This is a genomic window from Arthrobacter sp. 10N418 (assembly GCF_056394725.1).
Map to the genome: position 1 here is coordinate 69,872 of NZ_JBFTIK010000014.1, position 19,785 is coordinate 89,656.

A 19,785-nucleotide genomic window follows, 5' to 3' on the forward strand; every position below is an offset into this window, starting at 1 on the left:
CGGCGAAGCTGGCCTCATGACACCTCCCGATCATCTGAAAATCACCGGCCCGGAAGACATTCTCGGATTCATCCCGCATTCCCTGGGGTACTGGCCGGAGAACAGCCTCGTGGCCATGACCATGCAGGGCAAACGGCTCGGCGCTACCCTGCGGCTCGACCTTCCCGGCGGCAGTCCAGCCGGCGGTCCAGCCGGCAGCAAGGGCGGGATGCCCGGCGGGGTTGCCGCCCTCGCCGACTTCGCGCGCACCGTCGCGTCCTATTTGGCGGCCGACGACGAGGCTGACGGCTCGCTGCTGGCCCTCTTCACCGGCCGCGATGGCGGCGCCGGTCCCTGGGCCCCGCTCCTGGCTGAGCTGGAGCTCGCCCTCAGGGAACGCGGCATGCCGGTGCGGGACGCCTGGATCATCGGGGCCGACTTCTGGCGGAACGCATACTGCGCTGATCCGGAGTGTTGCGCTCCCGGCCGGCCTGTCGAGGAGATCAGGAACAGCAGGCTCAACGCCGAGATGGTGTTGCGCGGCAGCATGGTCGGAGCCGCCCCGGGTGCAGCCGCCGAGCCCCCGCAGCCTGAGGATCCGGCGGCGCTTGAAGCGGAGCTCGATTGGGCGAAAGAATTCTTCCGACGCCGGCGGAGCCGGACGCAGTTCACGCAGGTGCTCGACGTCTGGGCCCGGGTCCTGCACGCCGTGCCGGCCCGGCAACTGCGGCCCGGCCCTAACCCGGACCTGCCTTTGGGGCTCGCCGGCTATCTGCGGGCCAGCCTCTGCGTCCAGGCGTGGCGCGACGCCGTGCTGGTGATGGCTGCCGCGGGCCACGCGGCGGCCGAACGCGGCCCCGTGGAATTCGGGATCTTCGACGGCAGCGCCGGGCCGCCCGCGCCGATGCCGCCGCTGGACGGCTTCCCTGCCGCGGCGCCACCCCTTGGCGCGGGCAGCCCGACCGGCGGGTCCGGCGGCCATCCGTCTGAGGCTCCCGGCTATGGAGAGGTTCTGCTGGGTCTCTCGCCCGCGGTCCCGGACTGGGCCCTGATGATGCGGCTGGAACGTGTCCTCACGCTGCTGGGCGCTGACGGCAGCGGGGAATCGCGGGCCGCCTCGCTCGCGGCGCGTGGCTGGATCGAGTGGTGCCGCGGCCGCGGATCTTTCGCGGACGCGCTGTTCAGCCGGGCGTTGCAGGAATGCCCGGGTTACCGGCTGGCGGAACTGTTGGCTGAACTGGCCCGGCGCGGGACGGTCTGCGGCTGGGCGTCGAAGCGGGACGCGGCGTGGCAGAAGTTCACACCGGACGCAGCGTGAGGAGCTGCCCAAATATTGCGCACGCGGGGCCCGGGGAAGGGGGCCGATTCGAAAAACCGTGAGACAATGGTTGCCGAGACCCGGTTGGGTCCGTGTATCAAGTGCCCGCAATGAACCTTGGAAACAGGGAACATTATGGCCGCCCCGGCAGTTCTACTTAGTGGCTCTGCTGGCCGTGGTTGCACATGATGTGAAACACGGACTTGACAGGGTCATAGTGGTGTTGCCCGTATGGTGATTCCACAGACCGCTGCTAGAAAGGTTTTCTGTGACCCCGTCTTCCGCGAAGAAGGAACCCGCCGACCAGGCCGAATTGTCCCCTGATGAGAAGAAGGCGGCGACGAACGCCAAACGCGCCGCCACGCGTGCAGCCAACAAGGCTGTCAAAGACGCAGCTTCCGCCGAGGGCGGCGAGACCGCTTCGGCGGCCGTCAAGCCTGAGCCCAAGAAGCGCGGGCCTAAGCCCGGCGCTAAAGCCGCGGCAGAAGCCGCAGGCAAATCCGCCCGTGGCGACGACGACTCGGATGATGCCGACGTCGACGAGGACCTCGATGACATCACGCCCGGCGCCGCCGAACTCGGTGAGGACGGCGAAGAAACAGCAGGCAAGGCAGCAGCCACCACCGGCTCCGGCTTCGTCTACTCCGACGCTGATGACGACGACGCCCCGGTGCAGCAGGTCATGTCGGCCGGCGCCACGGCCGACCCCGTCAAGGATTACCTCAAGCAGATCGGCAAGGTCGCCCTGCTGAACGCCGAGCAGGAGGTGGATCTCGCTCTCCGGATCGAAGCCGGCCTGTTCGCCGAAGAAAAGATCAACGCCGACGACGGCACCATGGACCCGAAGCTCAAGCGTGAGCTTGAGTTCGTGATCCACGACGGCAAGCGCGCCAAGAACCACCTGCTGGAGGCCAACCTCCGCCTCGTGGTCTCGCTCGCCAAACGGTACACCGGCCGCGGCATGTTGTTCCTGGACCTCATCCAGGAAGGGAACCTGGGCCTGATCCGTGCAGTCGAGAAGTTCGACTACACCAAGGGCTTCAAGTTCTCGACCTACGCCACCTGGTGGATCCGCCAGGCGATCACCCGTGCCATGGCAGACCAGGCCCGCACCATCCGTATCCCGGTGCACATGGTGGAAGTCATCAACAAGCTGGCCCGCGTCCAGCGGCAGATGCTTCAGGACCTCGGCCGCGAACCCACCCCGGAGGAGCTGGCCCTCGAGCTCGACATGACCCCCGAGAAGGTCGTCGAAGTACAGAAGTACGGCCGCGAGCCCATCTCCTTGCACACCCCGCTCGGCGAGGACGGCGACTCCGAATTCGGCGACCTCATCGAAGACTCCGAGGCCGTGGTTCCGGCGGATGCTGTGAGCTTCACCCTCCTGCAGGAACAGCTGCACTCGGTGCTGGACACGCTCTCCGAGCGTGAAGCAGGCGTCGTGGCGATGCGCTTTGGCCTGACCGACGGACAGCCGAAGACTTTAGACGAAATCGGCAAGGTCTACGGCGTCACGCGTGAGCGGATCCGCCAGATCGAATCAAAGACGATGTCCAAGCTGCGGCACCCGTCGCGGTCCCAGGTCCTGCGCGACTACCTGGACTAGAACCCGCACAGCGCAGCGCGGAGTCACTTCGCGCCCATAATCTTCGGATGAATGGGCGGGGAGTGCCTCCGCGTTGTTAAAGTGCCAGGGCCCCTCCGGAATGGAGGGGCCCTGGCCAGTTTTGGTCTCAGGTCAGGTCAGCTCGGCTGAACGCTAACGGAACTAGTCGACCGGAACCGGCGCCTTCTCATTCAGCCGTGCAGTCTCGTCGTGCCAGTCTGAGCTGAGCGGCTTGAGTGTCGGTTCCACGGCGCGGGCGTGGTGGCCGCAGAAAAGCAGCTCACCGCCGGAGGCTCCGAGAACAACCCGGACATATGCCTGTGCTCCGCAACGATCGCACCGGTCAACGGTGGTGAGTGTGCGGTTCGCAACTGCTGTTGTCATGTTCGGCCTCCTTGGTAGTTCGGTATACCTATATAACCAGCATTCGCTGCGGAACCATCGCAAGGATGGCCCACTTTCGCTGTACGCGTATCACGTCTCGGTAACGGGTACCCCGGTGTGCGGCCCCCGGAGGAGTGGCAACCCGGTGAACGGCGGCAGTCCGACTACGCTGGGAAGAGCGTCAACATGCTCTGACTGCCCGCTGTGGCAGGTCCCGTCGCAAAAGGAGTTCACGACCAGTGGCACCCAGTTCTGATTACACCGCCCGGCACCTCTCCGTGCTGGAGGGCCTCGAGGCCGTCCGCAAGCGCCCGGGCATGTACATCGGCTCCACGGACTCCCGCGGTCTCATGCACTGCCTCTGGGAAATCATCGACAACTCCGTCGACGAGGCCCTCGCAGGCTTCGGCCACGACATCAAAATCATCCTGCACGCGGACAACTCGGTGGAGATCCACGACGACGGCCGCGGCGTCCCGGTGGACATCGAACCCAAGACCGGACTGAGCGGCGTCGAGGTGGTCTTCACGAAACTGCACGCCGGCGGCAAGTTCGGCGGCGGTTCCTATACCGCGTCCGGCGGCCTGCACGGCGTCGGCGCGTCGGTTGTGAACGCCCTGTCCTCCCGGCTGGACGTCGAAGTCGACCGCGGCGGCAAGACCTACAAGATGTCCTTCCGCCGGGGCGAGCCCGGCCGCTTCAAGGACCCGGGCACCAGGCCGGACCCGGCAGCAGTCTTCGAGCCGTTCGTGGACGGTTCAGTACTGGACATCGTGGGCAAGGCCAAACGCGGCGTCACCGGAACGCGCATCCGCTACTGGGCGGACCGGCAGATTTTCACGCCGGACGCCAAGTTCTCTTACGACGAGCTCGCCGCGCGTGCCCGCCAGACGTCCTTCCTGGTCCCCGGACTGAAGCTGACGGTCCGGGACGAACGCAAGATTGCGGGCACGCCGGGGGAGTCGGGGCCGCACGAGGAAATCTTCCACCACGACGGCGGCATCTCCGAGTTCGTCGACTTCCTCGCCGCAGACCCCGCCGTGACGGACATCTGGCGCCTGCACGGGGCGGGGAAGTTCAAGGAGACGGTGCCCGTCATTGACGAAAAGGGCCACAGCCAGCTCGCTGAGGTCGAGCGGGACTGCGAAGTCGACGTCGCTCTCCGCTGGGGGATCGGTTACGACAGCACGGTGCGCACCTTTGTCAATATCATCTCCACGCCCAAGGGCGGAACCCACCAATCCGGTTTTGAGCAGGCGCTGCTCAAGACCTTCCGCAAAGCCGTCGAGACCAATGCCCGCAAACTCAAGGCCGGCAACGACAAGATCGAAAAGGACGACATCTTCGCCGGGCTCACCGCGGTCCTGACAGTCCGCCTGGCCGAGCCGCAGTTCGAGGGGCAGACGAAGGAAATCCTCGGCACTTCCGCCGTCCGCGCCATCGTGGCCAAGGTGGTGGAGCAGGAGATCAACGCCAAGCTGACGTCCGCGAACCGCAACGACAAGGCCCAGTCCGCGCTGCTCCTGGAGAAGATCGTCAGCGAGATGAAGTCGCGCATCTCGGCCCGCGTCCACAAGGAAACGCAACGCCGCAAGAACGCGCTCGAGACCTCGTCGATGCCCACCAAGCTCGCGGACTGCCGCACGGACGACGTCGGCCGTTCCGAACTCTTCATTGTGGAAGGCGACTCGGCCCTCGGCACGGCCAAGCTGGCGCGCTCCTCGGACTTCCAGGCGCTGCTGCCCATCCGTGGCAAGATCCTCAACGTCCAGAAGGCCTCGGTGGGGGACATGCTCTCCAACGCCGAATGTGCCGCCCTTATCCAGGTGGTGGGTGCCGGCTCGGGCCGGAGTTTTGATATTGGCGCCGCCCGCTACGGCAAGGTCATCCTCATGACGGACGCCGACGTCGACGGCGCCCACATCCGGACGCTGCTCCTGACGCTGTTCTTCCGCTACATGCGGCCCATGATCGATGAGGGCCGGGTCTTTGCCGCCGTCCCGCCGCTGCACCGTGTCGAGGTCGTCAACGCGGGCCAGAAGGCCAACGAGATGATCTATACCTATTCGGAGGCGGAGCTGCACGTCCTGCTGGCCAGGCTGGCCAAGGAGGGCAAGCGGTACAAGGAGCCGATCCAGCGCTACAAGGGCCTGGGGGAGATGGACGCGGAGCAGTTGGCCGAGACCACGATGGACCCCCGGCACCGCACGCTGCGCAAAGTGGGGATCGAGAACGCGAAGCAGGCCGAGGACACCTTTGACCTGCTCATGGGTTCCGACGTCGCGCCGCGCAAGGACTTCATCATCGCCGGCGCCGCGAGCCTGGACCGGGAACGGATCGACGCCTGAGCGTCATCTAAACCCGGGCGCGTGTCAAGCCGCGCTCGGGGGCGGCCCTCACGCTGTTTTGGGCTTGAACCGGGTGCCGTGATTGAGCTGGCTGGTTCAGCCGAGCAGGCCCGGGACGAGCAACAGCGCCGTCGGCAGCGCCAGCAGGAGCACGCAGGCCGCCAGGACCACGGTACGCAGTGCTTCCGGAAGCGGAGGCTGCGGCGAGAGCAGGCGGCTGACGCGCGACGCCGTCGTGCGTGCCGATCCGGACCCTCCCGTTGCGCCCGGCTGGCCGGTATCGCCCTCGGCCATCCCATTTTCGCTGAAGGCCAGCCGGCTGGCCGGCGCGCCCGCGGAGCCGCTCGCCACGATGGCGATCGCCTTGATGAGGGTGGCCCGGCTCTCGGTCTTCAGCGCGACGTCGTCGGCCAGCATCTCGATCAGGGAGTTGACCGCTTCCTGGGCCAGCCGCGTGGTGGGAAGCCAGGGAAGTGCCTGGCGCCAGGCGGCGAAAGCCCACAGCAGCAGGTGGTGCCGCTGGCTCAAGTGGGCGTTTTCGTGGATGAGCACGGCACGCAGTTCGGCGGGTTCCAGGGCCGCCATCAGCCCGTCCGACAAGACCGTCACGGACCGTGCCCCGCCCGGGAGGCAGTAGGCCACGGGGGAGTCCACGCTGATGACCATGGTCCCAGGGCCGTCATCGGACGGCGAGGCGAGGAGGGCCAGGAGCTCCCGGTGCCGCCGCCGCTGCCGCTGGATCTTGTAGTAGGTCAGCAGCAGGGTGAAGACGAGGTGGGCCGTCAGGAGTGCCGCGGCGGAAAGCGCAAAGATGTGCCAGAAGCCCAGCTCCGTGGTGGGCGCGTTGTTGAAGACCATTCCGGCCAGGGCTTTGAGACCTGCCAGCAGGTTGTCCCCGACCGGCTCCAGCCCGTAGACCAGCATGGCGCCGATCATGGACAGACCGCCGGCGAGCGCGATCGCCTGCCAGAGAAGCATCGCCGTGAAGGGGGAGCGGGCCGGCCACTGGGCACGGGAAAGAACGATGGGCACCGGCCATGCCAGTACTACCGCCAGGACCGCCAGAAGATATGAGGTCCAGAACATCGGGCGCTAGCTGCGGCCCAGCAGTTTGCGCAGTGTTTCCGCTTCAGTGTCAGTGACCGAGCCAATGAACCGTGCCAGCACAGCTTCACGGTCCGGAGCGGATCCCAGGACCTCATGCATGAGTTCCGCGGTGTGGTCTGCACGGCTGGAAACCGCCTGGTAGCGGTGCGGACGCGTGCCGCGTTCGCGCTCGACGAGACCCTTGCGCTCTAGGCGGGAGAGCACTGTGAGCACCGTGGTGACGGCAAGGTCCTTGCCCTCGTGGCCGGCCGTGCCGTCCTGGGCCTGCGTGCTCTGCGCGAGCAGGTCACGCAGGGTGTTGGCCGTTGCAGCCTCATGGCCTGCCCAGAGCAGATCCATCACTGCCCGTTCCAGTTCACCGAGACTTGCCATTCGATCGTCCTTCTTTGATGGCCGCTCCGGCGTGATGCGTCTGTTGCCGGGGCGGGGCGTGAATACTTCAGTCTTAAATTTACCGTGTTTTGCGCATTCTTTCTACATGAGGTAGAACTGCGTCGCTCCGGCGTGTCGGTCGGCGTCGCGCGGCATCGCGCGGAGGTGTCGGCGTCGGGCTCCCGGCCCCATTGCGGGCTGTGACGGGCCGTGGGAGTCTGGGTTACTGGGAAGCGCCGATGTGTTCTACACTCTGTAGAACTATCAGTTCTACGCTATGTAGAACTTGCTCAAACCTAGCCAAAAGTAGGGACTGCCTTGGACGCCTTGGAAATCGCACGCTGGCAATTCGGAATCACCACCGTCTACCACTTCATGATGGTGCCCCTGACGATCGGCCTTGGCCTGGTCGTGGCTGTGATCCAGACGCTCTGGTACCGCACCGGCAAGGCCGAGTACCTGCGGATGACGAAGTTCTGGGGCAAACTTTTCCTGATCAACTTCATCATGGGCGTCGCTACCGGCATTGTGCAGGAATTCCAGTTCGGCATGGCCTGGAGCGAATACAGCCGCTTCGTGGGCGACGTCTTCGGTGCCCCGCTGGCAATGGAGGCCCTCCTGGCGTTCTTCGTGGAGTCCACGTTCCTGGGCCTCTGGATCTTCGGCTGGAAGCAGCTCAAACGCGGCGTCCACCTCGCTTGCCTCTGGGTCACCGTGATCGGCTCCGCTTTCTCCGCCTATTTCATCATCGTTGCCAACAGCTGGATGCAGCACCCCGTGGGCGTCGAAATGGTCAACGGCCGGCCCCACATGACGGATGCCTGGGCCGTCTTCACTAACAACACGGCCCTTGTCGCCGTCCCCCACACCCTCTTCGGCGCACTGGCCGTCGCCGGCGGCTTCCTGCTTGGCATCGCCTGGTACCACCTGTGGCGCCGCCGACACGACGGGATCGACACCGTCGGTCCCGACGGCAAGGTAATTCCCGGCGAGGCCGCCATCTCCGGCCGCGACCGCACCGATCACGCCGTGTGGATCCGTTCGCTGAGGATCGGTGCCGTCGTTGCCATGATCTCCTTCGCCGGAACCGCCGTCACCGGCGACCTGCAGGGCAAGCTGATGTTTGAACAGCAGCCCATGAAGATGGCTGCCGCCGAAGCGGCCTGCCACGACGGCACCGGATTCTCCGTCCTCAGCGTCGGCAACCTCGGATCGAAGAACTGCAACGACATCGTTGCCGTGATCGAGGTCCCCGGCATCCTGTCTTTCCTGGCCAAGGGCGATTTCACCACCGAAGTCAAAGGCGTCAACAGCCTGTTGGACGAGTACAAGGCAAAGTACGGCACCACCCTGCCGGACAACCCCATCTACGGTGCCCACGCCGGCCAGGACATCCAGTACGTGCCCGTCATGGAGGTCACCTACTGGGGCTTCCGGATGATGATCGGGTTCGGCGGACTCGCCGCGCTCGCTGCCCTCGTGGCGCTCTGGCTCACCCGCAAGGGGACAGTGCCGGCCTCCCGTGGCCTCATGCGCCTGGCCGTCTTCGGCATCCTGGCACCCTTCGGCGCCAACGCCGCCGGCTGGATCTTCACGGAGATGGGCCGCCAGCCCTTCGTCGTCGCCCCGAACCCGGATCCCAGCGGAATCGACCAGGTCTTCATGTTCACCGCCGCAGCCGTCTCCCCGGGGGTGTCCGCCGGGGAAATCCTGACCTCCCTCCTGGTCCTGACGGCCGTCTACGCGGTGCTGCTGGTGGTCGAGGTCAGGCTCCTGGTCACCTACATCCGCGGCGGGGTGGTCTCGGCCATGCCCGAACTCGCCCACGCCGCCGCCGACGAAAACGAAGACAAAACGCCCGGTCCGGGCAAACCCGGAGCCGGGGACGACGTCCTGGCCTTCGCCTACTAAGCCACCGCAACCTGGAAGCGCAGAGGATTCTCAGCATGGAACTGCTACCCACCATCTGGTTCATTGCCATCGCGGCGCTGTGGACGGGCTATCTCTTTCTCGAGGGCTTTGACCTCGGTGTCGGCATGCTGATGAAAGGGTTCGCCAGGAACAACACCGAACGCCGCGTCCTGCTCAATACGATCGGGCCGGTCTGGGACGGCAACGAGGTCTGGCTCCTGACCGCCGGAGGCGCCACCTTCGCGGCCTTCCCGCTCTGGTACGCCTCCCTGTTCTCGGCACTCTACCTGCCGCTCCTGCTGGTCCTCGTCGCGCTCATCTTCAGGGCCGTGGCGTTCGAGTACCGCGGCAAGGTGGACACCCCGCAGTGGCGTGCGCGCTGGGACTGGGCCATCTCGGCAGGCTCGCTCGTGGCAGCCTTCGGCGTGGGCGCCGCACTGGCCCTGACCACCACCGGGCTCCCGCTGAACGCGAACGGTGACCGCGAGGGCGGCCCGTTCGCGTGGTTCAACGGCTACGCCGTGCTCGGCGGCCTCGCCGTCGTCGGGTTCTCGCTCCTGCACGGGCTGGCGTTCCTGGCACTGAAGACCGACGGCGACGTCCGCCACCGGGCGCGGCGGTGGTTCGTCCGGCTACTGCCGGTGCTGCTCCTGCCGATTGCGGGCTGGGCCGTCAGCCTGCAGCTGCTCAGCGGCGAGGCCTGGACCGTGGCCGCCGTCGTGCTCGCCGTCGTGGCCGCCGCATTCGCTTGGAACTTCGCCCGCAACGGTGCGGAGGGAAGGGCGTTCCTGTCCCTGGGCGTCTTCCTTCTGCTCGGCAGCGCGTCGATCTTCGGCGCCGCGTTCCCGGTGGTGTTGCCGTCCACGCTGAACCCCGCGTTCGACCTGACGATCTCCAACGCCTCCTCCTCGGACTACACGCTGGGCCTGATGAGCATTGTGGCTTGCATCGGGCTGCCACTGGTCCTGGCGTACCAGGCCTGGACGTATTGGGTGTTCCGTCGCCGCGTGAGTGCCGCGCATATTCCCCAGGCCCACAGCTTCCTTCCCGCGATCGCCGCCAAAGCGCTCGCCCCCAAGGACTAGAAGCTGATGAGACCCTTCCCGGCCGGCCCTGCAACGCGCTCCGCCCTTTATCTGCTGGGCCTGCTCGCCGCCCTGAAGGCACTCTCGCTGGTGCTCATCGGACAGGCGGTGGCGTCGATGCTCGCGGGGCTGATGGTGCACAATCCCGGCTGGGCTGAGCCGCTTGTCTGGGGGGCCGCGGGAGTGGCACTTCGCGCCGTCACCGTCTGGGCGCAGGCCGTCGCCTCCCGGCGCGCGGCGCTGGGAGTCAAAGAGGAGCTACGCGCGCAGCTGCTGGAGCGGGCGCTGCGCAGCGGAACCCGCTCCGCAGGCCCCTCCGACGGCGGGCTCGCCGTCCTGGCCACGCGGGGGCTCGACGCGCTGGACAGCTACTACACGCAGTTCCTTCCGGCCCTGGTCAACTGCGCGGCCATCCCGCTGCTGCTCGGGGCCCGCATCCTGTTTGCGGACTGGATCAGTGCCGTGGTGATCGTACTGACCGTGCCACTCGTGCCGCTGTTCATGATCCTGATCGGGCGGTACACGCAAGAACGGGTCAGGGAAGCCCAATCCGCGCTGTCCCGGCTCTCCGGGCACATGCTGGAACTTGCCAAGGGACTCCCCGTCCTGGTGGGCCTGGGCCGCGCCACAGCGCAGCGTAAGGCCCTGGAGGATATCTCGGAGGAGTACCGCTCCCGGACCATGGGGACCCTGCGCACCGCTTTCCTCTCGGCTCTGGCCCTGGAACTGATCGCCACGATTTCCGTGGCCGTGGTGGCCGTCTTCATCGGTGTCCGGCTGGTCAACGGGGACATCGCCCTCGAAGCGGGGCTGCTGGCGCTGATCCTGGCCCCCGACTGCTACCTTCCGCTTCGCGAGCTGGGCACCGCCCACCATGCCAGCGATGAAGGCCGCGCCGCGCTCGCCGACACCGCGACGGTCCTTGAGGGGCCGGAACCAGCTCCACTGCGACCGGCCGCAGCCTCCGCCCGTCCGTCCCGGCAGACCGGGACGGACGGGCCGCCCGAAATTGCGGTAGAGGGCCTGACGGTCCGCTACCGCGGCCGGACGGACCCTGCCGTAGGGCCGCTCAGCTTCACCGCGGCACGCGGCAGGATCACGGCCCTCGACGGAGCCAGCGGCGCCGGCAAGAGCACGGTGCTGGGCGTGCTGGCCGGGACCATCGCGGGAGGCGCCGGAACAGCGATCAGCGGTCGCCTTCAAGGATTCACGACAGCGAACACCGCCTGGGTGCCGCAGCATCCGGTCATGGTGGCGTCTACTGTGCTGGAGGAGGTCCGGCTGTACCTCGGTGCGCCGGCGTCTGCTGCGGCATCCGCGCCGGCATCCGCGCTGGCCGGCGCCGGCGCTGATGACGCCGCGGCCGCCAGCGACACAGCGCGGCGTTGCCTGGCAGCCGTTGCCGCGGCCCATCTGGCGCACAAGCACCCGGCGGAACTGAGCCCGGGCGAGCTGCGCCGCGTGGCACTGGCCCGCGGGCTGGCCCGGATCGAGGCAGGAGCCACCGTCCTGCTGCTCGATGAGCCCACGGCCCACCTGGACCGGGAGTCCGCCACCGTCGTCAGCCGGGCAATCGCCGGGCTGCGGGGCCGGGCAACCGTGCTGCTCGTCGCGCACGACCGGCAGACGAGGGAACTGGCCGACGTGCTCGTCGCGGTGGCTTCGCACGGTGACGGCCACCCTGGCATCGAATATCCGGGCCCCGGTCCGCTGCCGGCATCCGCCGGGGAAGACCCGGACGTGCGGGATGCGGCGATCCGACCGCCGTCGGCCGTCCATGCCGCGACCACGACCACGGTCACGGCCGCGGCCCCGACTGCCAAACGGAACGCTGGACTGGACACGGCCCCGGCGCGGGCACGACCGGACGCCCGCACTGTTCCCGTCGGCTCTGTCGGAACGCAGTTGCGCCGGCTCCTGGCGCCGGTATCGGGCCGCTTTGCGGCCGCCGGCGCCGTGGGCACCCTGGCGGCCCTGTTCGCCGTTGCCCTCGCCGGGCTCTCCGGCTGGCTGATCATCCGCGCCAGCGAACAGCCGCCGATCCTGTATCTGCTCACCGCCATCGTCGGCGTGCGGTTTTTTGGCGTCGGCCGGGCGGCCTTGCGGTACGCCGAGCGGCTGTTGCTGCACGACGCCGTCTTCGCCGCCCTGACCCGGCTCCGGGGCCGGCTTTGGGAATCGCTGAGCCGGCGCGCCTTATCCTTGCGCCGGCTCCTGCAGGGCGGCAACGTCCTGGGCGCCGTGGTGGACGACGTCGACACGCTCCGGGAGCTGTTGCCCCGCGTCGTACTGCCGCCCGTGACCGCAGTCGCGGTTGCCGCGGCCGCAGTGGCCGGGATCGGGATGCTGTTGCCGGGCGCCCTCCCGGCGGTGGTTGCGGCCGCACTGGTGAGCCTGCTCGCGGCACCGGCGCTGGCCCTTGCCGCCGACCGCATGGCCGCCGGCACCGAACAGCGGCTCCGGTCCGGCGTGCTCCGTGACGTCGCCGCGGCCTTGGACGCCCGGGCGGAACTGCACGCGAACGGCGTGGCTGCCCCCGTCCTTGAGGCGATTGGCCGGGCCGACCGGGCCGCGACAGCAGCATCCCAGCGCTCCGCATGGGCAGAAGGGCTCGGCCAGGGCCTCACGATGCTGGCCTGCGGGGCTGCCGCCCTGGCCAGCGCCGTTCTGGCCGCGCCGGCGGTGGCCAGCGGCGCGGCCGTGCCGGCGACGGTCGCCGTCGTCGTCCTGTTGCAGCTTGCCCTCGTTGAACCCTATGCGGCCATCACGACGGCGGTCCGGCAGTACCCGGCGCTCCGCACGGTGCTGCGTCGGATCAGCGACGCCGGGGTGCTGGACCGGAGCCACGCAGGGGGCACGGAGGATGCATCCGGCCTCGTTGCCGTGGCCTCACGGCCCGGAGGCGCTCCGGGAATCGAACTTGAGGGGCTCGCCGCCGTTTGGCCGGGCGGCAATGCGGTCTTCTCCGGACTCACGGCGGCGGCCGAGCCCGGACACTGGCTCGCTGTGACCGGGGCGTCCGGATCCGGTAAATCCACCCTGCTGGCTGTCATCCTCGGCTTCCTTCCGGCCGAAAGCGGCCGGCTCTTCCTGAGCGGCCGCGCAGCGTGGTGCCCGCAGGAGGCACACCTTTTCGACTCCACCATCCGCGGAAACCTGATGCTGGGGCTCCCGGAGAAGCCGCGCGAAGATGACCGCGCTGCCGGCGGAGTGCTGGACGGGCACTTTCAGGCGGCCCTCGCCGCCGTAGGCCTCGGCCCGCTACTGGCGCGCCTTGAGGATGCTCTGGACACGAGGATAGGCCCGGGCGGTGCATTTCTCAGCGGCGGAGAGCGCCAGCGACTGTCCGTGGCGCGCACCCTCATGACCGGGGCGGAGGTGATCCTGCTCGATGAACCCACGGCGCACCTGGACGCGGAGGCGGGCCGGACCATGCTGGCCGAACTGCGGGACGGTCTACGGGACCGTACTGTGGTTCTCGTGACGCACAACCCGGACGATATCGACGCCGCGGATGCCCGGCTGGATCTTGACTCGGCGGCTGCCGCGGTTGCTGCGGTTGCTGCGGTTGCTGCGGGCGAAGGGTCCGCCCTGGCGGCGGTTCCGGCGCGGGCATAGCCCGGTCTGGGACTGTTGCCCATGGACCGACATGGCGCCGGTTACGGCCCTCTCGGCCTCCGGGAGGGTTCTGTCAGCCGTCCACATCGTGGAGGTGATGGACGACGTCGTGCAGGAAGTACTGCGTAAAGGTCAGTACGGTGAACACCGAGCCGTTGCTGCGGGTTCCCTTGCGGCCCCAGTCGTCCTCCGGGACGCGGGCGAAGGACGCGGCAATCTGTTCGCCCGCGGCGGTCAGCTCGGCGCCGACCCCGGCCGGGTCGGCGTTGGCATAGTCCTCTTCGATCGCAGTCCGGTCCTGGTCCCAGTCATCGAACCGGGCGTCGTCCTCCGCCAGCATGAGTGACAGCCGGTGATCGAAGAGCGTGAAGACGTCCCGGACGTGGCAGCTGTACTCGAGGACCGACCACGTGGCGTCATCGGGCCGTTCCGCCGCGTCCGGCCGCCGGACGGCGGCACGCCATCGGGGGAGCATGCTCGTGATGATCCCCGGCGCGGTGGCCGGGGTCCCCACCGAGACATCGAAACCGCACTCTGGGCAGGGCCGTGACAGGACCCAGGTCCAGTCCTTGGTATCCGGGATGATAGGCATTCCAGCAGTGTAAGTGCATTCGGTCCACCGGGCATCCGTGCCCCGGCGGCATCCGGAGCGCGAGGGCGGACGGCGGGGAGTTGTACCGGGAGCGCAACATCGCCCGCACCCTCCATTCGCTGTCGAAGGCGTCGGTAACGGCCCGCAAGAGTGTCTGCATCGAATGGGGCTGTTCGTCCGGACTTGAGAGAGCACGGATGGTCATCGCGTCATGGAGCTCGCCGGGACAGTAATAGTAGGTGGGCAATGTCGGCCCATATTTTCGGATGTGAGGGGGTTCCTCCCCCGACTCAAGCCTGGCGCCACGTCCAGGTTTCTGGACAAAGTCTCGATGGTCCGGCCCACGCCCGGTCCGGCTAAAACGTCACACCCCACTGGCAGACTGTGATTGTGGAAGCCGTCGGGGATTTCATTCCTTTCGAGGACGAGGGGCAGGGCACGGAGAGGTGCACCGGCCCCGCTCTCGCCTGCGGCACGATTCCCTGCTCGTTTCAGGGAACGGACCCGGGCTTTCAGCCTGGTGTGGACGGCGTTTTGGCCGCACTCCAAATGATCGGCGCGACGGCGGTGCAGGACGCGGCGTTGTTTGGTTTCCGTGCGGCATCGGAGTTCGCCGGCCGGATGGAGGAGATCTCGAGGCATGTGGAGTATCTCCAGCTCGTGGCGGCCGGCGCGGTGGACCGGACCTGGAAGCAGGCTGCGGCGGACGCCGCGAAGGTCACCGCATCGTGGACGACGGGCTGGCGGGACGGTTCCGGCGGGAGCGGGGCGACGTTGGCGGCTGTGGCCACCGCGGCTGGTGGGACACGGGCCGGGGATGGTGCTTCGCCCGTTACGGCGGCCGGAGTCTCCAGGGGCGGGCCGGTGTCCCGGTCGGGTGCGGTGGTTCCGGTGGATGACGGGTGCCGGAACACAGTTGAGTTCCTGCGGGCGCGGCTGTTGATCGGCGCGGCCGAGGGCCGGCGCCGGCTCGCCCTCGCCGGGAGCATCCTGCCCCGGCAGGGATTTACCGGGGAGCCGCTGCCTGCCGTGCGCGGGGAACTCGGTGCCGCCGTCGCGGCCGGTGAGGTCGCGTCCCGGGCCGCCACGATTGTCACGCTGGCGCTCGACCGGGTCCGGCAGGTGTGTGATGCGGAGTCCGCGGCGCGGATGGAGCACGCCCTGACGCGCACGGCGGCCGGGAACGATGCGGACTTCCTGGTCCGGGTCGCGCGGCGCTGGGCGGACGCGATGGACCAGGACGGTGCCGAACCTTCCGAGGAGCTGTTGCGCCAGCTTCAGGGCGCGTTCATCCGCCGGCAGCGCCACGGCCTGCACCATGTGGAGATCTTCGCGACCACCGACCAGTTCGAGCACCTCCTGACCGTGATGAACACCGCGACCAACCCCCGCGCCGGTCGTTCCGGCGCACCGGGCACGGCGCCAGAAGGTGAAACGTCCTCCCAGCTCCCTTCCGCGGGGGACATCCCTGCCTCCGGTGTCACGGCCGGCGTTGCCCGGGCCGCCGTTTCGGAGGATGACCCCAGCGCGGCCGGACTGGACTTGCGGTCCCGGCCGCAGAAGCTCCTCGATGGGCTGGTGGGGGCCTGCAAGGCCGCGCTGGCGGCCGGTTCGCTGCCCGCCACGGGAGGGCTGCGCCCGCAGGTCATGGTCACCATCGACTACCGGGACCTCCTGGCCCGGCTCGACCGCCCGGCATCAGCGGAGCGGGCACTGGAGCACACGGGGACCCTGCTGTTCACCGGACCGGTCACGGCCTCCACGGTCCGGAAGATCGCCTGCGACGCGGACATCATCCCGGTCGTCCTCGGCGGCGGAGGACGGATCCTGGACATCGGCCGCGCCTCGAGGATCTTCCCGCCGCACATCCGCAAGGCCCTCACCGCCCGGGACCAGGGCTGCTCCTTCCCCGGCTGCACCATCCCCGCACCGTGGTGCGAAGCACACCACATCGATTACTGGTCCCGCGGCGGCACCTCCGGCACGGACAACGGGGCACTGCTGTGCTCCCATCACCACCACGTGATCCACAAAGAACATTGGACCATCCAAATCCGGACCGGGGTGCCCTGGTTCATCCCGCCACCCCACCTCGACCCCCGGCAACGGCCGCGCCGCAACCACTACTTTAAACCCGCCGACCTCAGCGCGGGCGCGTGACCGCGGCCCGCAGGGACGACCCCACGGATGACCGCAGCATCTCCACAAATGCTTTCCCACGTGGTGGCCCCCGGACAGTGACCACGGCTCGGGAGTGACACCGATCCATCGAGTGGCTGCGGCGCACTGGCCCAAGCCTGGCAACGCGAAGTCCATAAGCGCAATACAGCTGGCCGCCGCCGGAAAACCGCGCCCAGTTTTGCAGATACGCCGGGCAGTCGGAGGAGTAAAATTCCTTCCGGGGGGCGGGCCTGGAAAGAGAGAGAACAGCCATGCTCAAGGATCAGCAAGTCGGCGGAGTGCTGCCGGCGGCGGACATCGCCCGTGCGCGTGCTTTCTACCGCGACAAACTCGGGCTCGAACCCGAGAACCCGGATGCCGAGGACAACCTGCAGTACAAGTGCGGCGGCGGAACCGGGTTCCTGCTCTATCAGACACCCAATGCGGGTACCGCCAAGAACACGCAGATCGGCTGGTTGGTCGACGACCTGCCGGCTGCCGTTGCGGAGCTCCGGGCCAATGGAGTCGTCTTCGAAGAATACGACTTCCCGGGACTGAAGACCGAGGACGGCATTGCCACCACGCCCGACGGGAGTTTGGCCGCGTGGTTCCTGGACACCGAAGGCAACATCTTGAACCTCAACCACATGGCCTAGCCGGGCCGTCCACTGAATGCGGGCCCGGCCGGACCCGCCGCCCGGACCTCCCCTCCCTGACAAGGTGCGTCCGGGGGCTACTCGTCCGTCCCGGACCCCGGCTCCCCGAACCACGCCATGCTGGGGCCGATGGCGTCGATGGCCTGTGAAAGGGGGATGCCGGATCCGTCCCGGCGCCCGTGCTCGCCGGGCAGTGACCTTGCCACGCCGGCCAGGGAGGACGCTTTCGCCGGGCCGTGTCCGGCCCAGGCGAGGAGCAGCGTGTCCTCGCCCTTGAGGAACCGGTGTGCCCGGACCCCGGCCGTGCCCCGGCCCTTGGCCGGATATTCCGCCAGTGCCGTGACTTTGGCGGCGCCGGGAGCTGTACCCGGAAGGGCGCCCTCGGTGCCCGCGATGGTCACAACGACTGCAGCGGTGTCCGCCGGTGCGGCCGCGCCGAAGAACAGGACGCGGTCCCCGGCGGCGAGCTTGATGCCGGCCATGCCGCCGGCGGTGCGGCCCTGCGGGCGGACGGCAGCCGCGCTGAAGCGCAGCAGCTGCGCCTGGCGCGTCAGGAAGACGAGGTCGTCGTCGTCGGAAGCGGCGGGCGCAACACCCACCACGGTGTCCTTGTCCTTGAGGGCGATGACTTCCCAGTCCTCGCGGTTCAGCGGATAGTCCGGCTGGACGCGCTTGACCACGCCCTGGGCGGTGCCGACCGCCAGTATTTGGTCCAGCGGCGCGAACGCCACGAGCGATTCGCCCTTCAGGAGCGTGATGAAATCCTTGGCCGGTACGCCGCCGGCCATGTTCGGGGTCCCGGACGTCGGCGGGAGGACGGGCATGTCCATCACCTGCAGGCGCAACATGCGGCCCTGGGAGGTGATGGCCGCGATCTCGCCGCGGGCGGACGTCTTGACGACCGAGGAGAAGACATCGTGCCTGGTCCGGGGCCCGGTCTCGGCGAGGCTGTCCTGGTTGGCGGTTCGGGCGATCTGGCCTGATGCGGTCAAGATGGCCCAGCAGGGGTCGTCGGAGATTTCGAGCGCCAGGGGAGCGGCCTTGCCCTTGGCGCCGGGTGCGGCGGCGAGGGCGGCAGCGACCGTGGGGGAGACCGCCTCGGATTCGAGGAGCACCGTGCGCCGAGGCGTGCCGTACTTCTCGGCGATGTCGGCCAGTTCGGTGGAAACCAGCGCGCGGAGCCGTTCGTCGGAGCCGAGGATGGCTTCGAGTTCGGCGATCTCGCGGCGCAGTTCCTCCTGCTCTTTCTCCAGCTCGATGCGGGAGTACTTGGTCAGCTGCCGGAGCCGGAGTTCCAGGATGTAGTTGGCCTGGATCTCGGAGAGGTCGTAAATGGACATCAGCCGGGTCCGGGCCGCGGCCGCCTCGTCCGAGGACCGGATGATCTGGATGACTTCGTCGATGTCGACGATCGCGACCAAGAGGCCCTCCACGAGGTGCAGGCGGTCCTTTTTCTTGCCCAGCCGGAAGGCGGTGCGGCGCCGGACCACGGTGATGCGGTGGTCCACGTAGACGGAGAGCAGCTGCAGCAGGCCGAGGGTCTGCGGCTGGCCGTCCACCAGGGTGACGTTGTTGATGCCGAAGGAATCCTCCATCGGGGTGTAGCGGTAGAGCTGCTGGAGCACGGCGTTCGGGTTGAAGCCGTTCTTGAGCTCGATCACCAGGCGCAGGCCGTGCTTGCGGTCGGTCAGGTCCACGATGTCGCTGATGCCGGTCAGCTTCTTGCCGTTGACGGCGTCCTTGATCTTCTCGATCACCTTCTCCGGGCCAACCATGTAGGGCAGTTCCGTGACCACCAGGCCGGTCCGCCGTGCGGAGAGCTGCTCGATCTCGACCTTGGCCCGGGTCTTGAAGGACCCGCGCCCGGTGGCGTACGCGTCCCGGATGCCGTCCAGGCCCACGATCCGGCCGCCGGTGGGAAGGTCAGGGCCGGGCACGAACTTCATGACGTCCTCAAGGGTGGCGTCCGGGTGTTCGATCAGGTGCCGCGCCGCGGAGATCACTTCGACGAGGTTGTGCGGGGCCATGTTCGTCGCCATGCCGACGGCGATGCCGGTGGCGCCGTTGACCAGCAGGTTCGGGAACGCCGCCGGCAGCACGTCCGGCTGGGTCAGCTGGTTGTCGTAATTGGGGACGAAATCGACGACGTCCTCGTCCAGGTGGTCCGTCAGCGTCAGCGCCGCCGCCGCCAGCCTGGCTTCCGTGTACCGCGGTGCTGCCGGGCCGTCGTCGAGCGAGCCGAAGTTGCCGTGGCCGTCAATGAGGGGCAGCCGGAGCGAGAAGTCCTGGGCCATGCGGACCATGGCGTCGTAGATCGCCGCGTCGCCGTGCGGGTGCAGCTTGCCCATGACCTCGCCCACCACACGGGCGCTCTTGACATGGCCCCGGTCCGGGCGCAAGCCCATCTCGCTCATCATGTACAGGATCCGCCGCTGCACGGGCTTCAGGCCGTCGCGGGCGTCGGGGAGCGCCCGGGAGTAGATCACCGAATAGGCGTACTCGAGGAACGAGCCCTCCATCTCGGAAGTGACATCAATATCGACGATGTTTTCTACGAATATTCCTGCGGAATCTTGGCTGGCTTCCCCGGCGGGGGACGTGGTTTGGCGGCGGGCCATAAGGCTGGAAGGTCCTTCTAGGGGGTGCTGA

At 68.1% G+C, this 19,785-nt stretch carries 13 protein-coding genes; 8 read left to right on the forward strand and 5 right to left on the reverse strand.

Going from position 1 to position 19,785, the window contains the following annotated elements:
- Positions 1–16: 16 nt before the first annotated feature.
- A complete protein-coding gene (locus tag AC1DCZ_RS12905; RefSeq protein ID WP_476974937.1) occupies positions 17–1,297 on the forward strand; it encodes a DUF4192 family protein in 1,281 nt (426 codons plus the stop codon).
- Between the two features lie 268 nt (positions 1,298–1,565).
- Positions 1,566–2,903: an RNA polymerase sigma factor gene (locus AC1DCZ_RS12910; protein WP_476974938.1), complete on the forward strand. Its 1,338-nt coding sequence runs from the start codon at positions 1,566–1,568 to the stop codon at positions 2,901–2,903.
- A gap of 162 nt (positions 2,904–3,065) precedes the next feature.
- Here AC1DCZ_RS12910 and AC1DCZ_RS12915 read toward each other — a convergent pair whose 3' ends face one another.
- Positions 3,066–3,287 carry a DUF7455 domain-containing protein gene (locus tag AC1DCZ_RS12915; protein WP_476896114.1) on the reverse strand — a complete coding sequence of 74 codons (222 nt, stop codon included), beginning with the start codon at positions 3,285–3,287 and terminating at the stop codon, positions 3,066–3,068.
- A gap of 239 nt (positions 3,288–3,526) precedes the next feature.
- Between AC1DCZ_RS12915 and AC1DCZ_RS12920 the strand changes: the two genes are divergently transcribed.
- Complete coding sequence (locus AC1DCZ_RS12920; RefSeq protein ID WP_476974939.1) at positions 3,527–5,635, forward strand: DNA gyrase/topoisomerase IV subunit B; 2,109 nt, start codon at positions 3,527–3,529, stop codon at positions 5,633–5,635.
- 96 nt (positions 5,636–5,731) lie between these two features.
- Here the strand turns inward: AC1DCZ_RS12920 and AC1DCZ_RS12925 are convergent, their stop codons facing one another.
- Positions 5,732–6,721 carry a M56 family metallopeptidase gene (locus tag AC1DCZ_RS12925; protein ID WP_476974940.1) on the reverse strand — a complete coding sequence of 330 codons (990 nt, stop codon included), beginning with the start codon at positions 6,719–6,721 and terminating at the stop codon, positions 5,732–5,734.
- A 6-nt stretch (positions 6,722–6,727) separates the two neighbouring features.
- Positions 6,728–7,114 carry a BlaI/MecI/CopY family transcriptional regulator gene (locus AC1DCZ_RS12930; protein WP_476974941.1) on the reverse strand — a complete coding sequence of 129 codons (387 nt, stop codon included), beginning with the start codon at positions 7,112–7,114 and terminating at the stop codon, positions 6,728–6,730.
- 318 nt (positions 7,115–7,432) lie between these two features.
- Between AC1DCZ_RS12930 and AC1DCZ_RS12935 the strand changes: the two genes are divergently transcribed.
- Genes AC1DCZ_RS12935 through cydD form a run of 3 tightly spaced genes read left to right on the forward strand, consistent with a single transcriptional unit; the run spans position 7,433 to position 13,728 of the window.
- Complete coding sequence (locus AC1DCZ_RS12935; protein WP_476974942.1) at positions 7,433–9,025, forward strand: cytochrome ubiquinol oxidase subunit I; 1,593 nt, start codon at positions 7,433–7,435, stop codon at positions 9,023–9,025.
- Between the two features lie 35 nt (positions 9,026–9,060).
- Positions 9,061–10,110, forward strand: coding sequence for a cytochrome d ubiquinol oxidase subunit II (gene cydB, locus AC1DCZ_RS12940; RefSeq protein WP_476974943.1), 1,050 nt, complete (start codon positions 9,061–9,063; stop codon positions 10,108–10,110).
- A 6-nt stretch (positions 10,111–10,116) separates the two neighbouring features.
- Entirely contained in the window at positions 10,117–13,728 is a 3,612-nt protein-coding gene (gene cydD / locus AC1DCZ_RS12945; protein ID WP_476974944.1) for a thiol reductant ABC exporter subunit CydD, read from the forward strand.
- A 73-nt stretch (positions 13,729–13,801) separates the two neighbouring features.
- Here the strand turns inward: cydD and AC1DCZ_RS12950 are convergent, their stop codons facing one another.
- On the reverse strand, positions 13,802–14,320 hold the full coding sequence (locus tag AC1DCZ_RS12950) for a DinB family protein (RefSeq protein WP_476974945.1): 519 nt from the start codon (positions 14,318–14,320) through the stop codon (positions 13,802–13,804).
- Positions 14,321–14,854: 534 nt separating this feature from the next.
- Here AC1DCZ_RS12950 and AC1DCZ_RS12955 point away from each other — a divergent pair.
- Positions 14,855–16,480 (forward strand): HNH endonuclease signature motif containing protein, encoded by a 1,626-nt coding sequence (locus tag AC1DCZ_RS12955; RefSeq protein WP_476974946.1) that lies wholly within the window; start codon positions 14,855–14,857, stop codon positions 16,478–16,480.
- 272 nt (positions 16,481–16,752) lie between these two features.
- On the forward strand, positions 16,753–17,136 hold the full coding sequence (locus tag AC1DCZ_RS12960; RefSeq protein ID WP_476974947.1) for a VOC family protein: 384 nt from the start codon (positions 16,753–16,755) through the stop codon (positions 17,134–17,136).
- 77 nt (positions 17,137–17,213) lie between these two features.
- Here AC1DCZ_RS12960 and AC1DCZ_RS12965 read toward each other — a convergent pair whose 3' ends face one another.
- On the reverse strand, positions 17,214–19,754 hold the full coding sequence (locus AC1DCZ_RS12965) for a DNA gyrase/topoisomerase IV subunit A (protein WP_476974948.1): 2,541 nt from the start codon (positions 19,752–19,754) through the stop codon (positions 17,214–17,216).
- Positions 19,755–19,785: the final 31 nt, after the last annotated feature.

Coding starts and splice junctions, on each gene's coding strand:
- AC1DCZ_RS12905 (WP_476974937.1), top strand. CDS start 17: ATGACACCTCCCGATCATCTGAAAATCACCGGCCCGGAAGACATTCTC.
- AC1DCZ_RS12915 (WP_476896114.1), bottom strand. CDS start 3,287: ATGACAACAGCAGTTGCGAACCGCACACTCACCACCGTTGACCGGTGC.
- AC1DCZ_RS12925 (WP_476974940.1), bottom strand. CDS start 6,721: ATGTTCTGGACCTCATATCTTCTGGCGGTCCTGGCGGTAGTACTGGCA.
- AC1DCZ_RS12930 (WP_476974941.1), bottom strand. CDS start 7,114: ATGGCAAGTCTCGGTGAACTGGAACGGGCAGTGATGGATCTGCTCTGG.
- cydB (WP_476974943.1), top strand. CDS start 9,061: ATGGAACTGCTACCCACCATCTGGTTCATTGCCATCGCGGCGCTGTGG.
- cydD (WP_476974944.1), top strand. CDS start 10,117: ATGAGACCCTTCCCGGCCGGCCCTGCAACGCGCTCCGCCCTTTATCTG.
- AC1DCZ_RS12950 (WP_476974945.1), bottom strand. CDS start 14,320: ATGCCTATCATCCCGGATACCAAGGACTGGACCTGGGTCCTGTCACGG.
- AC1DCZ_RS12960 (WP_476974947.1), top strand. CDS start 16,753: ATGCTCAAGGATCAGCAAGTCGGCGGAGTGCTGCCGGCGGCGGACATC.
- AC1DCZ_RS12965 (WP_476974948.1), bottom strand. CDS start 19,754: ATGGCCCGCCGCCAAACCACGTCCCCCGCCGGGGAAGCCAGCCAAGAT.